Source organism: Lewinellaceae bacterium (genome assembly GCA_020636105.1).
Classification (GTDB): domain Bacteria; phylum Bacteroidota; class Bacteroidia; order Chitinophagales; family Saprospiraceae; genus BCD1.
The window spans coordinates 4088312-4108333 of sequence record JACJYL010000001.1 but is presented as its reverse complement, the minus strand read 5'-3'; the positions used below and the strand labels follow the sequence as shown (position 1 = coordinate 4108333).

Below are 20022 nucleotides of genomic sequence, written 5' to 3'. Positions count from 1 at the left end.
TAACAATTTATATTTTAAACGAAAGGTAATATATAAACGACCATTCCGTTTTTACCAAAAATAAATTGAATAAAATGAATAAAAAAATCTTTGCTCTCGTCCTGCCAATTATGGTTTTGTCATTGTCAACAAATGCACAAGTGAATCAGCCATCAAAGTTTGGTTTTCAACTTTCATACGGAATTGGGTCAAGCGTAATTCAAAATGAAGGAATAAACACTAGATTAGGTACTACAAGTGTCGAAATTCTTGGAACATACCAGTTCAAAGAAAATCTTGGAATTAGTACGGGATTTTCAGTATTAGGCCTTAATGGCAATAGTTTCAATGAAAATGGAAACTATAATCAAACTCGTGGAATATTAAGAATCCCTGTCTTACTCAATACCAACAAATATTTGAACGAAAAGACCCAGTTAATTACAAGTGGTGGTTTGTTTATCAATCATATCATCGAAGATTCTTATAAATACGTGAACTCGACTGAAGATCTCGAATTTGAGAATTGGTCTATGGGTTTGCAGGGACGATTAGGGATTTGTCATGATGTTTCTTCCAAAGCTGCTGTGGGAGTTGCATATAATATTCAATACAATTTCTCCGATTTTTCAAAGAATCAGAGTGGTATTGATAGTAGAATGAGCACAAACACCTTTGATTTATTTGTAAAATTTAAATTTTAGTGAATAGCTAAATGAAAGCCAGTAGCCAACAACGCATATAGCTTATGGCGATTGAACGGCTGCAAGCTATGTTTTCGCTTCGTAGCCCGCTTTGCTTTCGGTGGACAGGAAAGTGCTTCGAAATCGCCACAAGCCCTATGCAAACCGCTAACCCGGTTCCTAAAAACAAGAAGGCACCCTTAATCCTGTTAAAGGACCAAGAGTGCCTTCTGAAAAAGTGAAATTTTTAAAAGACCAATTATTTCCCTTTTACAAAACGTTTGCTGACTACGAAGTCCTCATACCTGATATTAAGCTGGTACAACCCGGCAGGCATGCCTATTTCCTGCAGGTCAATGTCGAGATTGAAAATGTCACCCTCGATGGTTTTGAAATAGAACCGCTTGCCATTGATGTCGAGAATCTCCAGGGTCATTTTCTGCCCGGTGATCTTGTTGAAACCAATATTCAGAATCTTATCCGTCGGGTTGGGGAAAAGATTAATGTCTATATCGCCCTTGCCTTCTGAAGAAATGTCCCCAGGAACCTGAATGGGGGCACTGAATCCTTGATTCTGGTTATCAATAATATCAACATCTTCAAATACGGCGGTGGTTTCCATATTAACGCTATTGCCTTCAGTGAACAAGCCGACATAAACACAATCATTCATATTGATGGTCGACTGGAAAGCAAAAAACCAGTTCACCCCATTCGGAGAAGTGTATCCCACAAAACTGTCTCCCGTCCTTACCAGTCTCAGCCAGTGGTGACCGATCCTGAATAATTGCTTGCTGATAGCATATCCGCCGGTCGTGGTTCTTACGACCCTGTGGACGAAGGACCCCAACTGAGTTTTGAGCTGGGCTGCTTTCGAATAAGTGTCCAGCGTTTCACGGATTTCAATACCGGCCCAACCAGGATTGACTATACTTTCTATATGGGCGATGATCTCTACATTTCCGCATATTTCCTGGAAAGCAGAATGCTGAATGTCATTTAACGGTGTGGGATACCCTGAGCTGCTGACCGTGAAATTTCCTCCACAGGGTGTGTAGGAAGCATCCCCGTTGGCCAGCCCGATGTCTTCATGGGCCCAGTTTGTCGGCAGCCCCGTTCCTTCCACAACACTGACCGTTGCCGTACATTGATCCGAATTGCCGCTGCTGTCGAAAACGGTAAGGGTAACGGTATTGTTTCCAACATCGTCACAATCAAATGCTTCATTATCTAACGTCATATCCGTTATAAAGCAATTGTCTGATGAATTGTTGTCGATCTCCTCAGGGGTAATGACCGCTGATCCTTCAAGGTCAAGTGCAATGGTAATATTCTGGCAGGAGGCCTGCGGTGGAATTTTATCTATTATGCTTACGTTGGCATTACAGGCATTGGTATTACCATTGACATCCGTAACTGTGAGGGTAACGGTATTGTCTCCCAGATCATCACAGTCAAAAGTGTTTGGAAATACGGTAATATCCGCAATACCGCAGGCATCATTGGAGCCACCGTCTATCTGGAATGCATAAATGGACCCTGTACCCTGTGCATTTAATTTTACTGCTCCGTCCTGACAAATTGCATTGGGTGCTATATTATCTTCGACGGTCACAGTAGCGGTACAGGAATTCACATTACCGTTGACGTCTTCAACCGTCAGCGTCAGGCTATTGGTCCCAACATCAGCACAATCAAAATCGGTGTCTGACAGGCTAAGCTTTGCGATACCACAGGCATCATTAGAGCCATTATCGATATCCCCGGTAACAATTGACACATAACCTGAGGCATTGAGCTGAACGGTCGTATTCTGACAAATAGCGTTCGGGGCAACATTGTCCTGGACCGTCACTGTTGCGTTGCAGGAATTCACGTTCCCATTCTGGTCAGTAACGGTTAAAGTAACCGTATTTGTTCCAACGTGGCTGCAATCAAAGGCTGTTTGTGACAGGGACAGATTTGCGATACCACAGGCATCATTGGAGCCATTATCGATATCCCCGGTAACAATTGACGCATAACCTGAGGCATTGAGCTGAACGGTCGTGTTCTGACAAATAGCGTTCGGGGCAACATTGTCCTGGACAGTGACCGTTGCATTGCAGGAATTTACATTGCCGTTCTGGTCTGTGACAGTTAAAGTAACCGTATTTGTTCCAACGTGGCTGCAATCAAAGGCTGTTTGTGACAGGGACAGATTTGCGATACCACAGGCATCATTGGAGCCATTATCGATATCCCCGGTAACAATTGACGCATAACCTGAGGCATTGAGCTGAACGGTCGTATTCTGACAAATAGCGTTCGGGGCAACATTGTCCTGGACAGTGACCGTTGCATTGCAGGAATTTACATTGCCGTTCTGGTCAATAACGGTTAAAGTAACGGTATTTGTTCCAACGTGGCTGCAATCAAAAGCAATTTGTGACAGGGACAGATTTGCGATACCACAGGCATCATTGGAGCCATTATCGATATCCCCGACAACAATAGATCCATTACCTGAGGCATTGAGCTGAACGGTCGTATTCTGACAAATAGCGTTCGGGGCAACATTGTCCTGGACCGTCACTGTTGCGTTGCAGGAATTCACGTTCCCGTTCTGGTCGGTAACCGTTAAAGTAACCGTATTTGTTCCAACGTGGCTGCAATCAAAGGCAATTTGTGACAGGGACAGATTTGCAATACCACAGGCATCATTGGAGCCGTTATCGATATCCCCGGTAACAATTGACGCATAACCTGAGGCATTGAGCTGAACGGTCGTATTCTGACAAATAGCGTTCGGGGCGACATTGTCCTGGACAGTGACCGTAGCGTTACAGGAATTCACGTTCCCGTTCTGGTCGGTAACCGTTAAAGTAACCGTATTTGTTCCAACGTTGCTACAATCAAAGGCAATTTGTGACAGGGACAGATTTGCGATACCACAGGCATCATTGGAGCCATTATCGATATCCCCTACAACAATGGATCCATTACCTGAGGCATTGAACTGAACGGTCGTATTCTGACAAATAGCGTTCGGGGCAACATTGTCATGGACAGTGACCGTTGCATTGCAGGAATTCACATTGCCGTTCTGGTCGGTAACATTTAAAGTAACCGTATTTGTTCCAACGTGGCTGCAATCAAAGGCTGTTTGTGACAGGGACAGATTTGCGATACCACAGGCATCATTGGAGCCATTATCGATATTCCCGGTAACAATTGACGCATAACCTGAGGCATTGAGCTGAACGGTCGTATTCTGACAAATAGCGTTCGGGGCAACATTGTCATGGACAGTGACCGTTGCATTGCAGGAATTTACATTGCCGTTCTGGTCGGTAACGGTTAAAGTAACGGTATTTGTTCCAACGTGGCTGCAATCAAAAGCAATTTGTGACAGGGACAGATTTGCAATACCACAGGCATCATTGGAGCCATTATCGATATCCCCTACAACAATGGATCCATTACCTAAGGCATTGAGCTGAACGGTCGTATTCTGACAAATAGCTTTCGGGGCGACATTGTCCTGGACAGTGACCGTAGCGTTGCAGGAATTTACATTGCCGTTCTGGTCGATAACGGTTAAAGTAACCGTATTTGTTCCAACGTGGCTGCAATCAAAGTCTGTTTGTGACAGGGACAGATTTGCGATACCACAGGCATCATTGGAGCCATTATCGATATCCCCGGTAACAATTGACGCATAACCTGAGGCATTGAGCTGAACGGTCGTATTCTGACAAATAGCGTTCGGGGCAACATTGTCCTGGACAGTGACCGTTGCATTGCAGGAATTTACATTGCCGTTCTGGTCGATAACGGTTAAAGTAACGGTATTTGTTCCAACGTGGCTGCAATCAAAAGCAATTTGTGACAGGGACAGATTTGCGATACCACAGGCATCATTGGAGCCATTATCGATATCCCCGACAACAATAGATCCATTACCTGAGGCATTGAGCTGAACGGTCGTGTTCTGACAAATAGCGTTCGGGGCAACATTGTCCTGGACAGTGACCGTTGCATTGCAGGAATTCACGTTCCCATTCTGGTCAGTAACGGTTAAAGTAACCGTATTTGTTCCAACGTGGCTGCAATCAAAGGCTGTTTGTGACAGGGACAGATTTGCGATACCACAGGCATCATTGGAGCCATTATCGATATCCCCGGTAACAATTGACGCATAACCTGAGGCATTGAGCTGAACGGTCGTATTCTGACAAATAGCGTTCGGGGCAACATTGTCCTGGACAGTGACCGTTGCATTGCAGGAATTTACATTGCCGTTCTGGTCTGTGACAGTTAAAGTAACCGTATTTGTTCCAACGTGGCTGCAATCAAAGGCTGTTTGTGACAGGGACAGATTTGCGATACCACAGGCATCATTGGAGCCATTATCGATATCCCCGGTAACAATGGATCCATTACCTGAGGCATCGAGTTGAACGGTCGTGTTCTGACAAATAGCGTTCGGGGCAACATTGTCCTGGACAGTGACCGTTGCATTGCAGGAATTCACGTTCCCATTCTGGTCGGTAACAGTTAAAGTAACCGTATTGGTTCCAACGTGGCTGCAATCAAAGGCTGTTTGTGACAGGGACAGATTTGCGATACCACAGGCATCATTGGAGCCATTATCGATATCCCCGGTAACAATGGATCCATTACCTGAGGCATCGAGCTGAACGGTCGTGTTCTGACAAATAGCCTGTGGTGCGACCTGATCTTCCACGGTAACGCTAGCGATACAGTCAGAGGTATTGCCTGATGGACTGGTGAGCGTAAGGGTCACGGGGTTATTGCCTATATCCTGACAGGTGAAGTCCTGCTGACTGAGGGTAAAGGTCTGGTCCCCACAAAGGTCCGTGGGGGTATTATTAATGTCACTGGCACTGATCGAGGCGGCGCCCATGTCATCCAGCTGTACCGTCAGATTGGAACAGACCGCCGTGACGGGGGGGCTTCCTTCTACGGTAAAGTTGACCTGGCAAACGTCGGCTATACTGTTAGTTCCTTCGATCCGCAGACGCCACCGCATGACATAATCGCCGGGTGGGTACAGCCCGCTCTTGTTCTCCGTGCTATTGCCCGAAGAAGGATTACAGCTGAAAGGGGTAAGGGCACAAACCTGGCTTGCGACCTCGTAACCGCAGGGGGCCGGTACCGATACCGGAGAATCCGGGAAATCGACCTGTGCTGCGCACTCCCCGGCGGGTACCTGTACGGTGAAGTCTGGCCCGCAGGTAAATTCAAAATCCGTCTGACTCGGTGCTACCCGGAAGTTAATTACACAAATGTCTACCGTCGCATTAGGACCGCTGAGGACACGGGTTCGCAGGGTATATTCGCCGGGGCCATAGTAGCCGCTTTTGTCCGTCGTGGTCCAGCCCGCGAATGGATCACAATCTGCACAGTATAACCTGCTTTCTACAAAATAGTCGCAGGTGAAGGTGCCGACCGGAGAAGAAAGATCGACGTAGGCCTCCGTTTCGCCCGGCGGGATGCTGACACAAAAATCATCCGGGCAGTCCAGCTCGTACGCCTTTACCGTTACTTCCGTGGTGCAGGTGGAGAAGTTTTCCTCGGCATCCCCCAAGGTCAGGGCAACCGAATGCGTGCCGATGTCGGAACAGGTGAACGTCGTTTGGCTGATCGACCGGCTGCTAATCCCGCAATTATCAAAAGAGCCGTTGTCCAGGTCCGCCGGCGTAAGGGAAACGGTACCTGTTTCATCCGGAAAGAGCGTCATACTCGGTTGACAAAGCGCCGTAGGCGGGCTATTGTCCTCAATATTCAGGGACACGAAGCAATAACTTTCCAGGCTTTGCTCATCCGTTACGCGCAACCACAAAAAGTCGTTTTCAATCACGCCTATTTCGGAACAATCAAAATTAAGTTCACTAGCCTCAGCAAAACCAAATCCGGTAAACCCGACAAAGACCCGCTCCAGGGCAGCATCATCGCCGTTGGGATCGTAGCTGCCGCCATCTACGTCAGCAGGATAGACGGTAGCCATACCGTCGGCATCCAGTTCTACGTTCACGGGCTGACAGACGGCTACGGGAGAATCGGAATCCTCAAGGACGTATTCGATATAACCGCTGCGGGGGTTATTCGTGCGGCCGCCGCCCTGTTTGGCGCTACTGGAGGCCGCTGCATTGACGAAGCTACCGCCACCGCCACCGCCGCCATTGAAACCGCCGCCACCACCACCGGAAAAACCGCCGCCGCCGCCGCCAGTAGAGGTAAAAGGATCACCGCCACCACCGCCACCATAGCCATACCCCCCCATGGATTGATAAGAGCCCCCCTCGCCACCTGTGGCTCTACCTGCCTGGGCAGGGGACTGGCCAGGGGAATTGTTATCGGTCTGTCCGTTTACTCTGTAACCACCACCGCCATATCTATCACCTCCATTTCCGTCCGTACCGCCATCGCCTCCGTTAGGAGAACCGTCTCCTCCATCCTCCGTCGTTACGCCACCACCACCGGCTGTTCCATCACAAACGCCATTCAGTCCGGCGCCACCACCACCGCCGGCTACCACCAGAATGACCCAGGAAGTACCGGCGTCCGCAAAGTCAAGAGATGGCGTTTGGGAAAGGCCACTAATATTCGTGGCAGTAGTATAGAGCAGACCAGATCCACCACCGCCACCAGCGCCATAAGCGCCGTTACCAGCCTGACTTTCTCCCCGCTCACCCGGAATAAAACGCAAGCGCCCGCCCGGCGCCAGCTGTCCTGATCCGGGACCAATGAAAAAGGTAGCCTGCACGGTTGCACCTTGCCCCCCCTTCCTGGTGCATAGATCGGGTACCCTCCGGCGACCGCCATCCCCTCCATTCAGGGTGAAGGAGATGGATCCGCCCACATTGGGGACGAAATAATCGGTGTAATCCGTCCCGTTCTCATAATTGATGCGGGTAGGGATGTCCGAGGTGGACAGCGTGCTCTGGGCCATGAGCTGACCGACCATTAAATTGCCTAAAAGAAAAAGCAGAAGCAATGGCCGATGAAGGGAATTTTTCAGGTTCATGTGGAAAAGGCCAGGCAGAAAATATTCAACGGGAACTGTCGACTGCTGCGTAGGGTGCATTTTTCCTTTAATGAATTTCATAGTGATTTTCAGATTTTTCATTTTTATTTTCTTTGTTTACATGTACATTACAACTGAGATATGATCAACCTGACTACCTGGTATACCCGGCTAGATGGTCACTCTTATGGTAAACCGGTTGTTTATTAGTCGTTTAAATGCTGCCGCAAAGATGGGATATACGGGAGGCCAAAAACCGGACATATTTGGATAAAAACCGGACATTTTGGGCAATTAACCTAAATTGCGGTTTACGAGTTAATGATTTCAGCCCCGAAATCAATAAGGTCGTTTTTCTATGCCGGAAGAATTAAAAATCGACCAATTGCAAAAAGAATCCCTGATTTTGGTCTATGCCAAAATCAGGGAAGACTCCTGTTCATTATTAAAAATCACGTTGTTGAACAGCTACTGGTCTCTAAAATTTGAGGATGCGCCAAACCCCTGAAATGATATCCAGATCACTCCTGATCCTGAACAAATATGCTCCGTCGGGAATCGTGGCCATATTGATCCTTGTGAAAGGATTTTCAAGTTCTTCTTTCATGATCAGGAGTCCGACTAAATCGTACATTTCAAACTTCAACGGGTTCTTTATTCCCGTTACCTCAATATTAATATAATCAGACACCGGGTTTGGATAGACCAGTATTTTGAAATCTTTTTCCGGGCCTTCAACCAACTGGGTGATGATGTATTCCGGTTGGTGAAAACCCTGTAATAAGGTTACATCCGGTTGTATGTGGGAGGTTATTGCCACTTCACCAAGGGTCCAGGTAAGATGGTAATCCCCTGCATTGCCATCAGATCCTGCCCCACTGATCACCACGGGTGTCAGAAACTGGGCTTTGGAAAAAATGACACCCACAAAAATCAGGATAATTGTGATAGTACTTCGCATGGCTGTAGTTTTAAATTATTTATGCGGAAGATTTAAAAAATGTCCATCAATTCATTTTAACAGGACGATGGGATTCCCGTGTGGCTGCCGGTTGGGGCAATCCTCCATCGGCAGTGTCCATCTTTTTGGGCAAAGGAGTTGGTGCCGGAGCTGCTTCATCCATATCCCGGATAACCCTGAAATCTTCATATCCTTTACGAACACATTTTACTTCCCAGTCGAAATCGTAATTGCCTTTGCCTTTCCATAATTCCTGAACCGTAAATCCGTTTTCGGTTTTTCCGGTGACACACAGCCCTTTGGATTCCGGGGAAAGAGGAGTCATCATTACGGTCATTGTTTCAGGGTTCGCCACTAGGCGGAAGTGATCAGGGAATTGCACGGTCACTTTTCCACCTATCAGGGTTCCCGTACCCCGAACATAAGCCGCCGCCTCAGGGCCTTCCACACTTGCATACCATATTTCCTTGCCGGCTTTTTCGGGATGCGGCATCCGGAAGCTTTTGACATCACCAAATACGATCCCCTGCCCGCCTGCATCCACATAAGCCCCGGCCTGGGGGATACCGTTGAAGTCATTGACCGAAATATACCCATGGCTGGTATTGGAGGCCAGGGCGTTGATGTTGACGTTTTCCAGCCAGATGTCATCATAGGTCTTGATCACACCATTATCCTGATTACTACAGGCCATAGTTCTGATGGAACCCATATGGTAAAGGGTGATGCAACCGCTGTTATCATCCCCGTTAGGGCTGGAAATATCTGTGATGAGTTGTCCTGCCGCCCCCTTTGCCTGTATGATGCCGACATTGGTACTCGTTGTCAGTTTCAGTTTTTCGTTGCCGTTTTTAAACAGCTGGAGAATTCCGCCCGTGTTGCTTGGGTCGTTATTTGTTGTCAGTGTAACGTCATAGAAATTGTTGGAATTAGCCAGCCACAATCCGCCGGCGCCGGCGCCGTTGTGGGTGAGATGAGTCATTGGAAGTTGGTTGAGGTAGGTAAGGATATACCCTCCATTGGCATTACTGGTAGTCAGGTCTGTCAACGCCATATTGTTGTGGTAGGTCTGGAAGGTGCCCGCCTCATTAAAGGTCGAAGTAGAGGTGAGGGTTTTTAGACTTCCATAGGGTCCATAGGTGCTGAAGGTCCCTGCATTGCCGGGATTAAGGTCTAACAGGTTGACCAGGAATCCATCCTTGAATGTTCCGATAGTACCTGCTTCCGGATCATTAAAAGTGACCCCCATCTGAATATTGACATTGCCCATAGGGCTATAAATCCCTAACCCTCCGGCATTCGGCTGGCCGAGAGGAGGGGTGATTTCCACGGTTTTATTTCCTGCCAGCCCTTTTGAAGTCAAAGCCCCCGCTCCCTCATTGGTAACACTCAGGGTCACTTTTGCATCATAGTCATTGAGCACTTCAATTTTACCGCTTTCAGGGTCAGTCGAGTCGGCTCCAATATTGACAATCGTTTCCGATGCGGGGCCCCTGACCTCGACAGCACCGGTGCCGTCGTCCTTTGCCAGTAAAGCAACCTTTTCAACTCCGTCGCCAAAGACCCGGACAGCTCCCTGGTCCGGTGAGGCCGGCGCGTAGGTAGAAAGCATGACATTCAGGTCATCTGAAGGGTTGTAAGTGGCCATAGCTCCTGCATCATTTTGAGCATCGATGGATAGAACACTGGTCAATTTATTCAAGTGATACAGCGCTATTTTACCTGTCTGGGGCAGTCCCGGAGGATTGCTTATTTTGACATTTTCGGAAGAAGGACCGAAAGTTATGATCTCTCCAGCGTCTTCCAGGTTGCTTGTCACTTTTGACCTGAGATTGCCATTTTGTGCAGCGTAAAATGCCCCGATGTTAGGATATCCTGCCACGTAACCGTGGTAGGTATTGTAAATATTGGAAGGGCCATAGGAATAAAAATACCCGGCGTCTTCACTATTGGCGGACATCCTGGCACGGACGGCTCCGTTAAAGTTGACGTCTATCAGGCCGGCATCCGGTTGTCCGACAACACTGGTGATGTTGACATTTAAATTACCTGAAGGGTTATAAAGTCCTATCGCTCCTGAATTTCCTGCATTCAGTCCTATGGCGCTGACCGGATTGCCCCCGTAATAAGTTCCCATGAATCCAGGAAAACCTCCAATAGCAGTGGTATATTGCCCGGTACCATCCCAAAACTCCATAAGTCCGGTAGATAACCTGGCTCGCATGGCTCCTCCTTCTTCAAGGAGCAATGCGGTGGTGGTCAAAGAGGAGGTGTTGCTGGTGCCCAAAACACTCATCCCGGATTGCGTCATTTTTAAACCCGGTGCCATTCCTGCATTACCGACCCAGGCTTCTCCCTGGTCGTAATATATGCCATTGGCAAAGCTGATCCAGGGTGTCGTTGCGTTCAGACTGACGCTGTTCCCGTTGGTAATACTGAGGATGTTGCCATTTAGGCCAAGGGTTTGAATTTCGTTGGTGGGATCCGCATCCGCATCAATTACTTCATCTGTGACAGTACCGCCATTTTGCGAAAGCGTGATGCTATTCCCTGTTTTGGAAAGGGTTTGAATTTCGTTGTCGGGGTCCGCATCAGCATCATCTACCTCATCCATAACGGAACCGCCGTTTTGCGAAAGCGTGATGGTATTCCCTGCTTTGGAAAGGGTCTGGATTTCATTGACCGGATCGGGGTCGGCGTCATCTACTTCATCGGTGACCGAGCCCCCATTCTGCGAAAGCGAGATGCTATTCCCTGTTTTGGAAAGGGTCTGTATCTCATTACTCGGGTCGGGGTCGGCATCATCTACTTCGTCAGTGACCGTGCCACCATTCAGCGAAAGCGTGATGCTATTTCCTGTTTTGGAAAGGGTCTGTATCTCATTGGTCGGATCAGGGTCGGCATCCGTGCCGCCGGAAGGAATGGTAATGGTGTTTCCTCCTGAAATGGACAATTCATTGTTATTGATATTAAACGACAATGTCTGTATTTCATTTGCCGGATCCGCATCGGCATCGTCCACAAATTCGGCCGTTTGCGCATGTAATGCATAAGGTACGGAAATCAACTGGCTGATTCCTATTGGTAAAAAGTTGTTCCCTCCCTCAGGGTCAAGCTCGATTTTTAAAAAGAATTCGTCAGCACTCCAGTCGATAGCAGTGAAGGTACCGGATACGGTCTCTCCTTCACCAATTTTTAAATTTATCAAACCGAAACTGTTGGAATTGACCTGGTGCGACTCAATATATACAGGATCTCCTCCGGGTGATTCCCGAAGAATACTAATCCGGAGACTTACCAGTTGATCGGTGACGGGAATGAAATCATTGTCTCTGACAACAGCCTGGTAATTGATGCTCTGGGGCACCTGCCCATAAGAGCAAAAGAAAAAAGTCAAAAAAATACCGGTAAAAATAATGGAAAGTTGCCGTTTCATTAGATCAGGATTTATGGCTGCCAGCAGCGGCACCCAATGCCACCGCTCTGCACACCGGTTGATAGAATTATATCCTTAAGCGTTTTTTTAACGCTTTGAATTATCAACAACAATACCGTTCGAATATTCATAATCCCCCTTTAAAAACTATTTTGACAACGGTACATTTGAGCCGGGGGGAATTGATGTCAAGATGGGTATGAAATTGGGCGCTGTTGAGTAATAGAATGAATTACTTTACAATGGATGTTCCCAGGAATAAATTCGTCCTGATTGTTCTATCCTGGATCGACCGGGTGTCGGAAGGGCGGGGGCATCATTCTGTATCAAATAAAAGAGACTATTTCAGACTCATTAAAACAGAACCATAAATTACCTTTTTTTTATCGAAAAAGCAACCCGTATTTTATTGTATTTTCGACGAAAGATTGGGTAAGCACGGAAACAGGATGTTAAAAGCATGAACCACGGGCTGAAACATGATATGGCAACCAGAGTATTCATTTTAGTGGGCAAAATCGGGATCATTTCCATGAACAGGCTGTTTCTGCCCCGATTGACGTTTTTTGATTTTATATATTTTAATCCCGACAAAAATCAAACATAAAAGAAAATGCAAAAAAAGTGACTGACACTGCCCAGCAAAACGAAAATATGGAAAATGGTGTGGTTAAATGCCATCTTGTTCCGCAGGTAAAAAATGGCTCCAACCGAATAAAAAATGGCCCCAATCAAAAGCCAGATCAAACCCGGTACGGCAAGTCGCATGATCAGTGGATAGATGGCAATCAGGACTAACCAACCCATGATCACATAAGCCAGTGTACTGACCTTATCAAACCTTCCTGTAAAAAACAACTTGAAGATGATACCAACGACAGCCAGCCCCCAAACTACACCGAATAGACTCCAGCCCCAGGGCCCTCGTAAAGTGACCAGCAAAAGCGGGGTGTAGGTTCCGGCAATCAAAAGGTATATCGCAGAATGGTCGAAGACGTTTAGACGCAGCCTCCATTTGGGATGCTTTGAAGCGTGAAAAATCGTGGAAGCAAAATACAAAATGACCAGGCTGGCGCCATAAATACTAAAGCTCACGATATGCCAAATGGATTGATAAAGGCTTGCATAAACCACCAGGATCACCAGGGCTCCTATGCTTAATAAAAGGCCAAAACCGTGCGTGATGACGTTCCAAAGTTCTTCTTTGGGGGCGTATGTTTTTGATTGAATGGCGGCCATATTAGATTTTGTTTTTGACTCCGTTTTTTGCTCAGCAGTAAAAACGGTTTGCCCTGGGATTAATTGTAAAAATGGCCTGTTTAAATAATTTATTTACCGCTGGACACTTTATAAAAATCTCCGAAATTCATGAACGAGATAAAGAGGAAGAGAGATCAATTTCGTAAAAATACGTTTGTATTTTAACAATATTAATGTAAAAATACGTTTGTATTTTAACAAATTCAAGGATAGATCTTTCCCCAAAAAAGCCATTTTACCCTCCATCAAAACTGAATTTCACAGACTAAATTTTCTTTCATTCTTCCGGTAACACTCAACAATCCGGCCCTTTCATCCCAGATGGCTCCATCCGTTCCGGTAACTTTTACCGTCAGCTTCTGCCCGCCAATTGTCACCGATGCTGGTTTTGTTTTCACGTTGTGTACCACAAAAGTCACTTCCCTACTTTCCGGTTTGCCCTTGTAATCAAACCCTTCTGTTTTGGATGAAAGCTGCAAAATGCCGCCCCTGAAATAAGAATCGAAGCGAATGATCTCATACATCTTTTTGAAATAAGCCTCTTTGGTTTCCCCGTCATCCTCGTACATAAAACCATCACTTTTGGTTATACTATCATCATGATAGTAGTGAACGGACAGTTTTTCAGAAGTATAATCCTTCATACTTTGAAACACAGGTACCATCGGAATGAAGGAACCTGCTTTGACAAAAACCGGCGTGTTCTCAGGATCGATGTCGAAATTAATTTCCTGTCCGCCTTCATAGGTTTTGCCATTCCAGAAATCGAACCAGCGGGCCCCTTTCGGGAAATAGATACGCTGTTTTTTAGCTCCTTTTTCTGTGACGGGGCTGACGAGGAAATTGTCGCCCCAGAGATAGGTATCCTTTTCATTGAACAATTCCGGACGGTCTTCCATGTAGAACAATGGCCGCATCATCGGCAGGCCAGTGGTGGCATTTTCATAAGCGAGGGTATAGTTGTAAGGCATCAAAGCGTAACGAAGTTTGATGTATCGCCTTACATTATTTTTCGTGGCATCGTCCCAATAGATGGGTTCGGCCGGTACTTCTTCCTGCGCATGAGTTCTGTAGATGGGCTGGAAAACGCCATATTGCAACCAGCGCCGGTACAGCTCCGCATCTTTGTAATCTCCCGCAAAACCGCCCAGGTCTGAATGGGTATAACCCAACCCTTGCATGCCCATGGTGATGCCCAGTTCTACCTGGGGTTTGAAACCGCCCCAACTGCGATTGACATCTCCTGTCCAGGGCAACATGCCGTATCGCTGTGATCCCACAAATCCGGACCGCATGAGGATGACAGGCCGCCTGTTACGAAAATCTTTTGCAAAGCCGTCAAAGATGGTTTTCGCCCATTCATGACCGTAAAGATTGTGCACATCGTCGGCACGCCCGTTTACGTGAAGCAGGTCTGCCGGATGCACTTCAGGTTCTCCTAAATCACCCCACCAGCCATCCACGCCGGAGGCCGTATGTCTTTTGTAAATATCCCAAAACCATTGGCGCGTTTCGGGTTTAAAGATGTCGAGCAGAAGGGTGTTCCCAAAGTAGAAGTCATAATGGTAAGGCTCGCCTTTTGCGTTGAGCCCGGCCAGTTTATTTTTTACCACGTAATCATAATACCCCTGGTTTTTAATGATGAAAGGTTCGGTAATCAAAATGGTTTTGACTCCTTTTGCTTTAATATCGGCCATCATTTTCTCGGGCTGTGGGAAGGAATCGCGATACCATTCAAGCCGGCCTAATGTGCCTTGTAATTCCTTGCCAAACCAGTAAAGATCCAAAACGATGGCATCCAGAGGAATATCATCTTCCAGGTATTTATCGACCACGCTTTCCACTTGTTTTTGGGAATGGTACCCCATTCGGGAGGCAATGTTTCCCAGGGCCCAGCGCGGGGTCATGGGCTGACGGCCGGTAAGGCTGGTGTAGTTGCCGGCCAGCTTGCCCCATTCATCCGCTGCGGCGATGAGATAACTCATTCGCCCTCCGACGGCTTCAAAGGAAAGGATATTGTTTTCCGTAGCGCCGAGATCCATCCAGCCATTTGCCCCGTTGTCAAAAATGACCATATATTTTTTGGAGGAAATGACGATGGGTAGAGAATAATACATCAGGTCCGCATGGGTCTCGAAGCCATAACTGGCTTTGTTGTACAACTGTAACCGGTGCCCGCGACGATCCATGCCTAAAACGCGCTCGCCGCCGCCGGTCAGTTTTTCAGTTTCGTCCAGGTTAAAACGGAATCCTTTGTAAACGCCATTGTCAAAATATCCTTTTTCTTCGGAAAACAGCGGTTTGTTTTTGTAACTATACGAAATGTTGAAAGGCGATTTATTGATGGTCACACTGATGCCATCCGTTTCATAAAAGATGGAGTTGGCATCCTCCCGGTAATCATCCCTGACTTTGGACGGATGGCCGTCTATGGCATAGGACGGAGGGTTTTCTTCTCCTACCGGGGTAAAGACCACCTGCAGGGTGCTTTCAGAAAAAGCGGTCATATCAATGGTTCCGTCAGAAGTGGCGATTCGGATACCATCGGGTAATTTTTCTGCGGATTGAAAACTCCTGTCGTGGGTAGGTGCTTCTTTTTCAAAAACAAGTACCTGGTATTGCCAGGGAGTAAGTTTGATTTTCGTACGCTTGGTTAAAACCTTTGACTCGCCCGTAAAGTACTCTTTGTAAATGCCTTCATTCGCACCCACCTGAACGGTAGTCAATTGCTCTTCGCCCGAAAGGTTGATGATGGTCACGACTTTATTATTGCCCTGCTCCCGGCTGAAAGAGATGACATAATCTTCCTTATCATTAGGGATTTTTTTGATCCAGCCTCCGGCGTTGCCGTTCCACAGGGCGGGATTTTCTGCTTTTAACTGGTTGAGTTGTTTGTAAAACGGGAGGTACCATTCACTGGACCAGTCGATGGTGTCTTTGTCGAAGAATTTAAGTCGCTTCCTCATTCCAGCTTCCTGGCCCGAATAAATCAGGGGGATGCCCGGCATGGTAAATGATAGTACCGTAAAAGCCATATTGCCCTCTCCCAATCTTTCGAAAATGGTGCCACTCCAGCTATTCTCGTCGTGGTTGGTGACGAATTGCATGGGGTAAGCGCCTTTAGGATAATATTGTTCCATGGCATCAAAAATCTCAAAAAGAGAACTGGCCGTCGCTTTGCCTTTGGCGATCTCATTCATCTGGTGATGGAAAGGCCAGCCGTAATTGGCATTGAAAGCTTTGTTCATCAGCCACATCTGGTCGGCATTCTCAGCGACCATCCAGATCGGTTTGACCTCATCCAGATCGCGGCGAATAGCTTCCCAAAAATCCAAAGGCACCTCTCCGGCTACATCACAACGGAAGCCATCGATATCAATATCTTTCACCCAATACATCATGGCATCGGTCATCGCTTCCCGCATGTAATACATGTCGTAGTTGAGTTTGGCCACATCCGTCCAGTCAAAAGGAGCGACGATCGCTCCGTTTTCATCATGTACGTACCAATCAGGATGCCGGTCGATCCATTCACTATCCCAGGCAGAGTGATTGCCCACCCAGTCGAGCACCACTTTGAACCCCATGCCGTGACATTTGTCAACAAGCTTTTTAAAATCTTCGATGGTGCCGAATTCAGGGTTGATGCCTTTATAATCTTTTATGGAATAATAGGAGCCAAGGGAGCCTTTCCGGTTTTTCTCCCCAATGGGTTGAATGGGCATAAACCAGAGGATATCCACGCCCATTTCCCGGAGGCGGGGCAGGTGTTTTGAGAAAGCCTCGAAAGTGCCTTCCGGAGAATATTGCCGTACGTTCACCTCGTAAATGGTGGCATATTTTGCCCATTCCGGTTCTTTGGCATGGGACGCTTTGAAGGTGACCGGTGGTTTTTTGAAGGTCAGATTTTTGAAGAAGTAAAAGATATCTTTATCGCCTGATGCTTTCCCTACTTTGCTGCCATCTTCATTGCGAAAGACGAAACACAATGCCGCCACGCCCCCGTCCGGTGGAATACCGTAGAGTTCGGAAATTTTAAATTTTAGTTGGTAAGTGTTTTTACCGGTGCGTTGCAGTTTTAGTTTTGGCAGATTTTGTCCCCAATCGGCTACTACATTTTTCCAGTCTCCGGCGCTTGAACTTTGATTGGTGATCAGTCCGGTGTGCGCATAAATGTCTCCTTTGTAGTTTTCAAGTGCCCCATTGCCCTGGGTGGCATCATAAGTCAGGGTGACGAGTTCGGAAAATCCTGGCTTCTCAGGGGATAAGGTGATTTGAGCCCCGAGAAAGGTGAGGTTCAATAAAATCAGTAGGAGTAAACTGAGTTTTTTCATGTCTTTTGATTTTGATACTTTGGTATAGATTGGAAACAAATATAAAAACTAAAAAGGTTACCAAAGGCACATTTCGTGTAAAAATTACACTTTCTTATGGGAGAAGTACTTTTTGCACGGTAAAGTTTAGAGACGGGAGGTTTGTTTAACCGCGGAGGGCGCAAAGGAGGCGCGGAGTTCGCAATGAATTCTTAGCGCACTCCGCGGTTAAATTTTTCTATTTACTTCACCAAAATACTCACCGCCACTCCCCCGCCGGCAGCCAGTTTCACATCCAGCACAGTCGTCGCATCCACCTCCATTTCGGTAATCTTCAGGTCGGTTGGATTGTTGTCCCAGTGGGCATTGTCGCCATCGGCATAGATCCGGGCAGTGTATTTTTTGTCTTTATCCAGGAAGTCAAGGACGATGGATTCCTGCCGCGGATTTTCGTCCGTGATGCTTCCGAGGAACCAGTTGCCGGTGCCTTTTTCCTTGCGGGCGATGGTCACAAAATCACCAGGCTCTCCGTCGAGGGCGATGGACGTTTCCCAATCGACACCCACGTCGCGGATGAATTGAAGGCCGGGCTGACCTTCATAATGCTCGATGAGGTCGGCCGCCATTTGGATGGGACTGTAGATGACTACATACAAGGCCAGTTGCTGAGCCAGCGTGGTGTTGACCTGGTTGTCGGGTTTGTAAGGAGCCAATTTAATTTTGAAAATCCCGGGCGTATAATCGATAGGTCCGGCAAGCATTCGGGTAAAGGCTATGATAGGCAGGTGTTCGGGAGGATTGCCTCCATCGGTTGCCCAGGCATTGAATTCCTGTCCGCGCAAGCCTTCCCGGGAAATGGCATTGGGGTAGGTTCTGCGGATACCGGTATCCTTAATGGGCTCGTGGGCATTGACGGCCACATCGTATTTGGCAGCGGTTTCAATGGCCCGGCGGTAATGGTTGACCATCCATTGCCCGTGGTGGTATTCTCCCTTTGGAATGATTTTTCCTACGTAACCGGTTTTTACGCTGTGGATGCCCAGTTTTTGCATCAGGGCGTAAGCCGTATCCATCTGCAGGTCGTAAGTCCTCGGCGCGGCAGATGTTTCGTGGTGCATGATGATCTCCACTCCTTTTTCATTGGCATAACGCACCACTTCCTCCAGGTCGTAATCCGGGTATGGAGTGACGAAATCAAAAACGCCTTCCCGGTCTTCAAAACCGATCCAGTGTTCCCAGCCGGTGTTCCAGCCTTCCACCAACAGGCCGCCTATGTTGTTTGCCGCGGCGAAGTCGATGAAGCTTTTGGCATTCTGGGTGGTGGCACCATGTTTGCCACTCGCCATATCCCAACTGGATTTGCCAAGGTGCATTTCCCACCAGATGCCGACGTACTTTTTGGGTTTAAACCAGGAAACATCCCCCAGTTTGTTGGGTTCGTTTACGTTGAGGATCAGTTTGGAATTGATGAGGTCAGCTGCTTTTTCAGAGATCTGGATGGTCCGCCAGGGTGTTTTGAATGGCAGGGGCACTTTGGCCTTGTACCCCGTGATGTCGGAGCCTACCAGTTCGCTGGTCATTTTAAAATGTTCAGGGTCCACTTTGAGCGTCATGCCCGAATAATTGGTCAGGTTGGCTTCGTGGAAGGACAGGTACAGCCCGTCAGCCGTTTTCATCGTTACCGGTGTGTTGACTGCATTTTCGGGAATATACGTCTGGGCCAGGTTAGGGTGGTTGCGTTTGCTGATGGCATCGATACCTGAAAAATCTGTGGTGTTGTACAAATGTTCATAGATGTCCCAATCGCCGGGAATCCACCAGCATTTGTGGTTGCCGGTAAGCTGGAAGGCCGTGTTCTCATCCATGATGATGACAGAGTCCATGCCTTCGGGTTGAGGGATCTCATAACGGAAAGCCACCCCATCGTCATAAGCCCGAAAGATGAGGTTTAATTTCCTGCCTGGTTCGCCGGATTCTTCAAAATTTACGACAAGTTCATTACAGTTGTTTCTGACAGACTGTTGTTCCCCCCAGGGCATTTCCCAGGTTTCATCGATGGTGGTTCCGGTGGAGCCGGTTATTTCAAACCCTGCATCCATGGCCGGCCAGTCTTTGAATTCAAACCCCAGTCCGGAAGGTTTGATCACGGCCATTTCTCCCTTGTTGACGGCATACAGGATGTGCCCGGCAGAGTCGAGGGATACGGCTATGGCAATGGATCCGTTGGGTGAAGTAATTCGGGTGGCCGGCGTTTCGGAATCACCCTTTTTTCCGCATCCTGAAATGAATAATCCCAGGATGGTCAGTAATGTTAAAGATTGAAATCGCATATCTGTATTGTTTTAAATGATAAGCAT

The 20022-nt window shown here is 47.5% G+C and carries 7 protein-coding genes; 1 reads left to right on the top strand and 6 read right to left on the bottom strand.

What is annotated here, in order from left to right; genetic code table 11:
• Positions 1 to 74 precede the first annotated feature (74 nt).
• Positions 75 to 683 carry an outer membrane beta-barrel protein gene (locus H6571_15395; GenBank protein MCB9325124.1) on the top strand — a complete coding sequence of 203 codons (609 nt, stop codon included), beginning with the start codon at positions 75 to 77 and terminating at the stop codon, positions 681 to 683.
• A 238-nt stretch (positions 684 to 921) separates the two neighbouring features.
• Here H6571_15395 and H6571_15390 read toward each other — a convergent pair whose 3' ends face one another.
• The 6 genes from H6571_15390 to H6571_15365 all read right to left on the bottom strand — a co-directional run bounded on the left by H6571_15390 (position 922) and on the right by H6571_15365 (position 19995).
• A complete protein-coding gene (locus H6571_15390) occupies positions 922 to 7776 on the bottom strand; it encodes an HYR domain-containing protein (protein MCB9325123.1) in 6855 nt (2284 codons plus the stop codon).
• Positions 7777 to 8173: 397 nt separating this feature from the next.
• Positions 8174 to 8656, bottom strand: a complete 483-nt coding sequence (locus tag H6571_15385) for a T9SS type A sorting domain-containing protein (protein MCB9325122.1) — start codon at positions 8654 to 8656, stop codon at positions 8174 to 8176.
• 46 nt (positions 8657 to 8702) lie between these two features.
• Complete coding sequence (locus H6571_15380) at positions 8703 to 12092, bottom strand: hypothetical protein (GenBank protein MCB9325121.1); 3390 nt, start codon at positions 12090 to 12092, stop codon at positions 8703 to 8705.
• 597 nt (positions 12093 to 12689) lie between these two features.
• Positions 12690 to 13331: a hemolysin III family protein gene (locus tag H6571_15375; protein MCB9325120.1), complete on the bottom strand. Its 642-nt coding sequence runs from the start codon at positions 13329 to 13331 to the stop codon at positions 12690 to 12692.
• 266 nt (positions 13332 to 13597) lie between these two features.
• Positions 13598 to 17686: a DUF4968 domain-containing protein gene (locus H6571_15370; protein ID MCB9325119.1), complete on the bottom strand. Its 4089-nt coding sequence runs from the start codon at positions 17684 to 17686 to the stop codon at positions 13598 to 13600.
• 221 nt (positions 17687 to 17907) lie between these two features.
• On the bottom strand, positions 17908 to 19995 hold the full coding sequence (locus tag H6571_15365) for a glycoside hydrolase family 97 protein (protein MCB9325118.1): 2088 nt from the start codon (positions 19993 to 19995) through the stop codon (positions 17908 to 17910).
• Positions 19996 to 20022 lie beyond the last annotated feature (27 nt).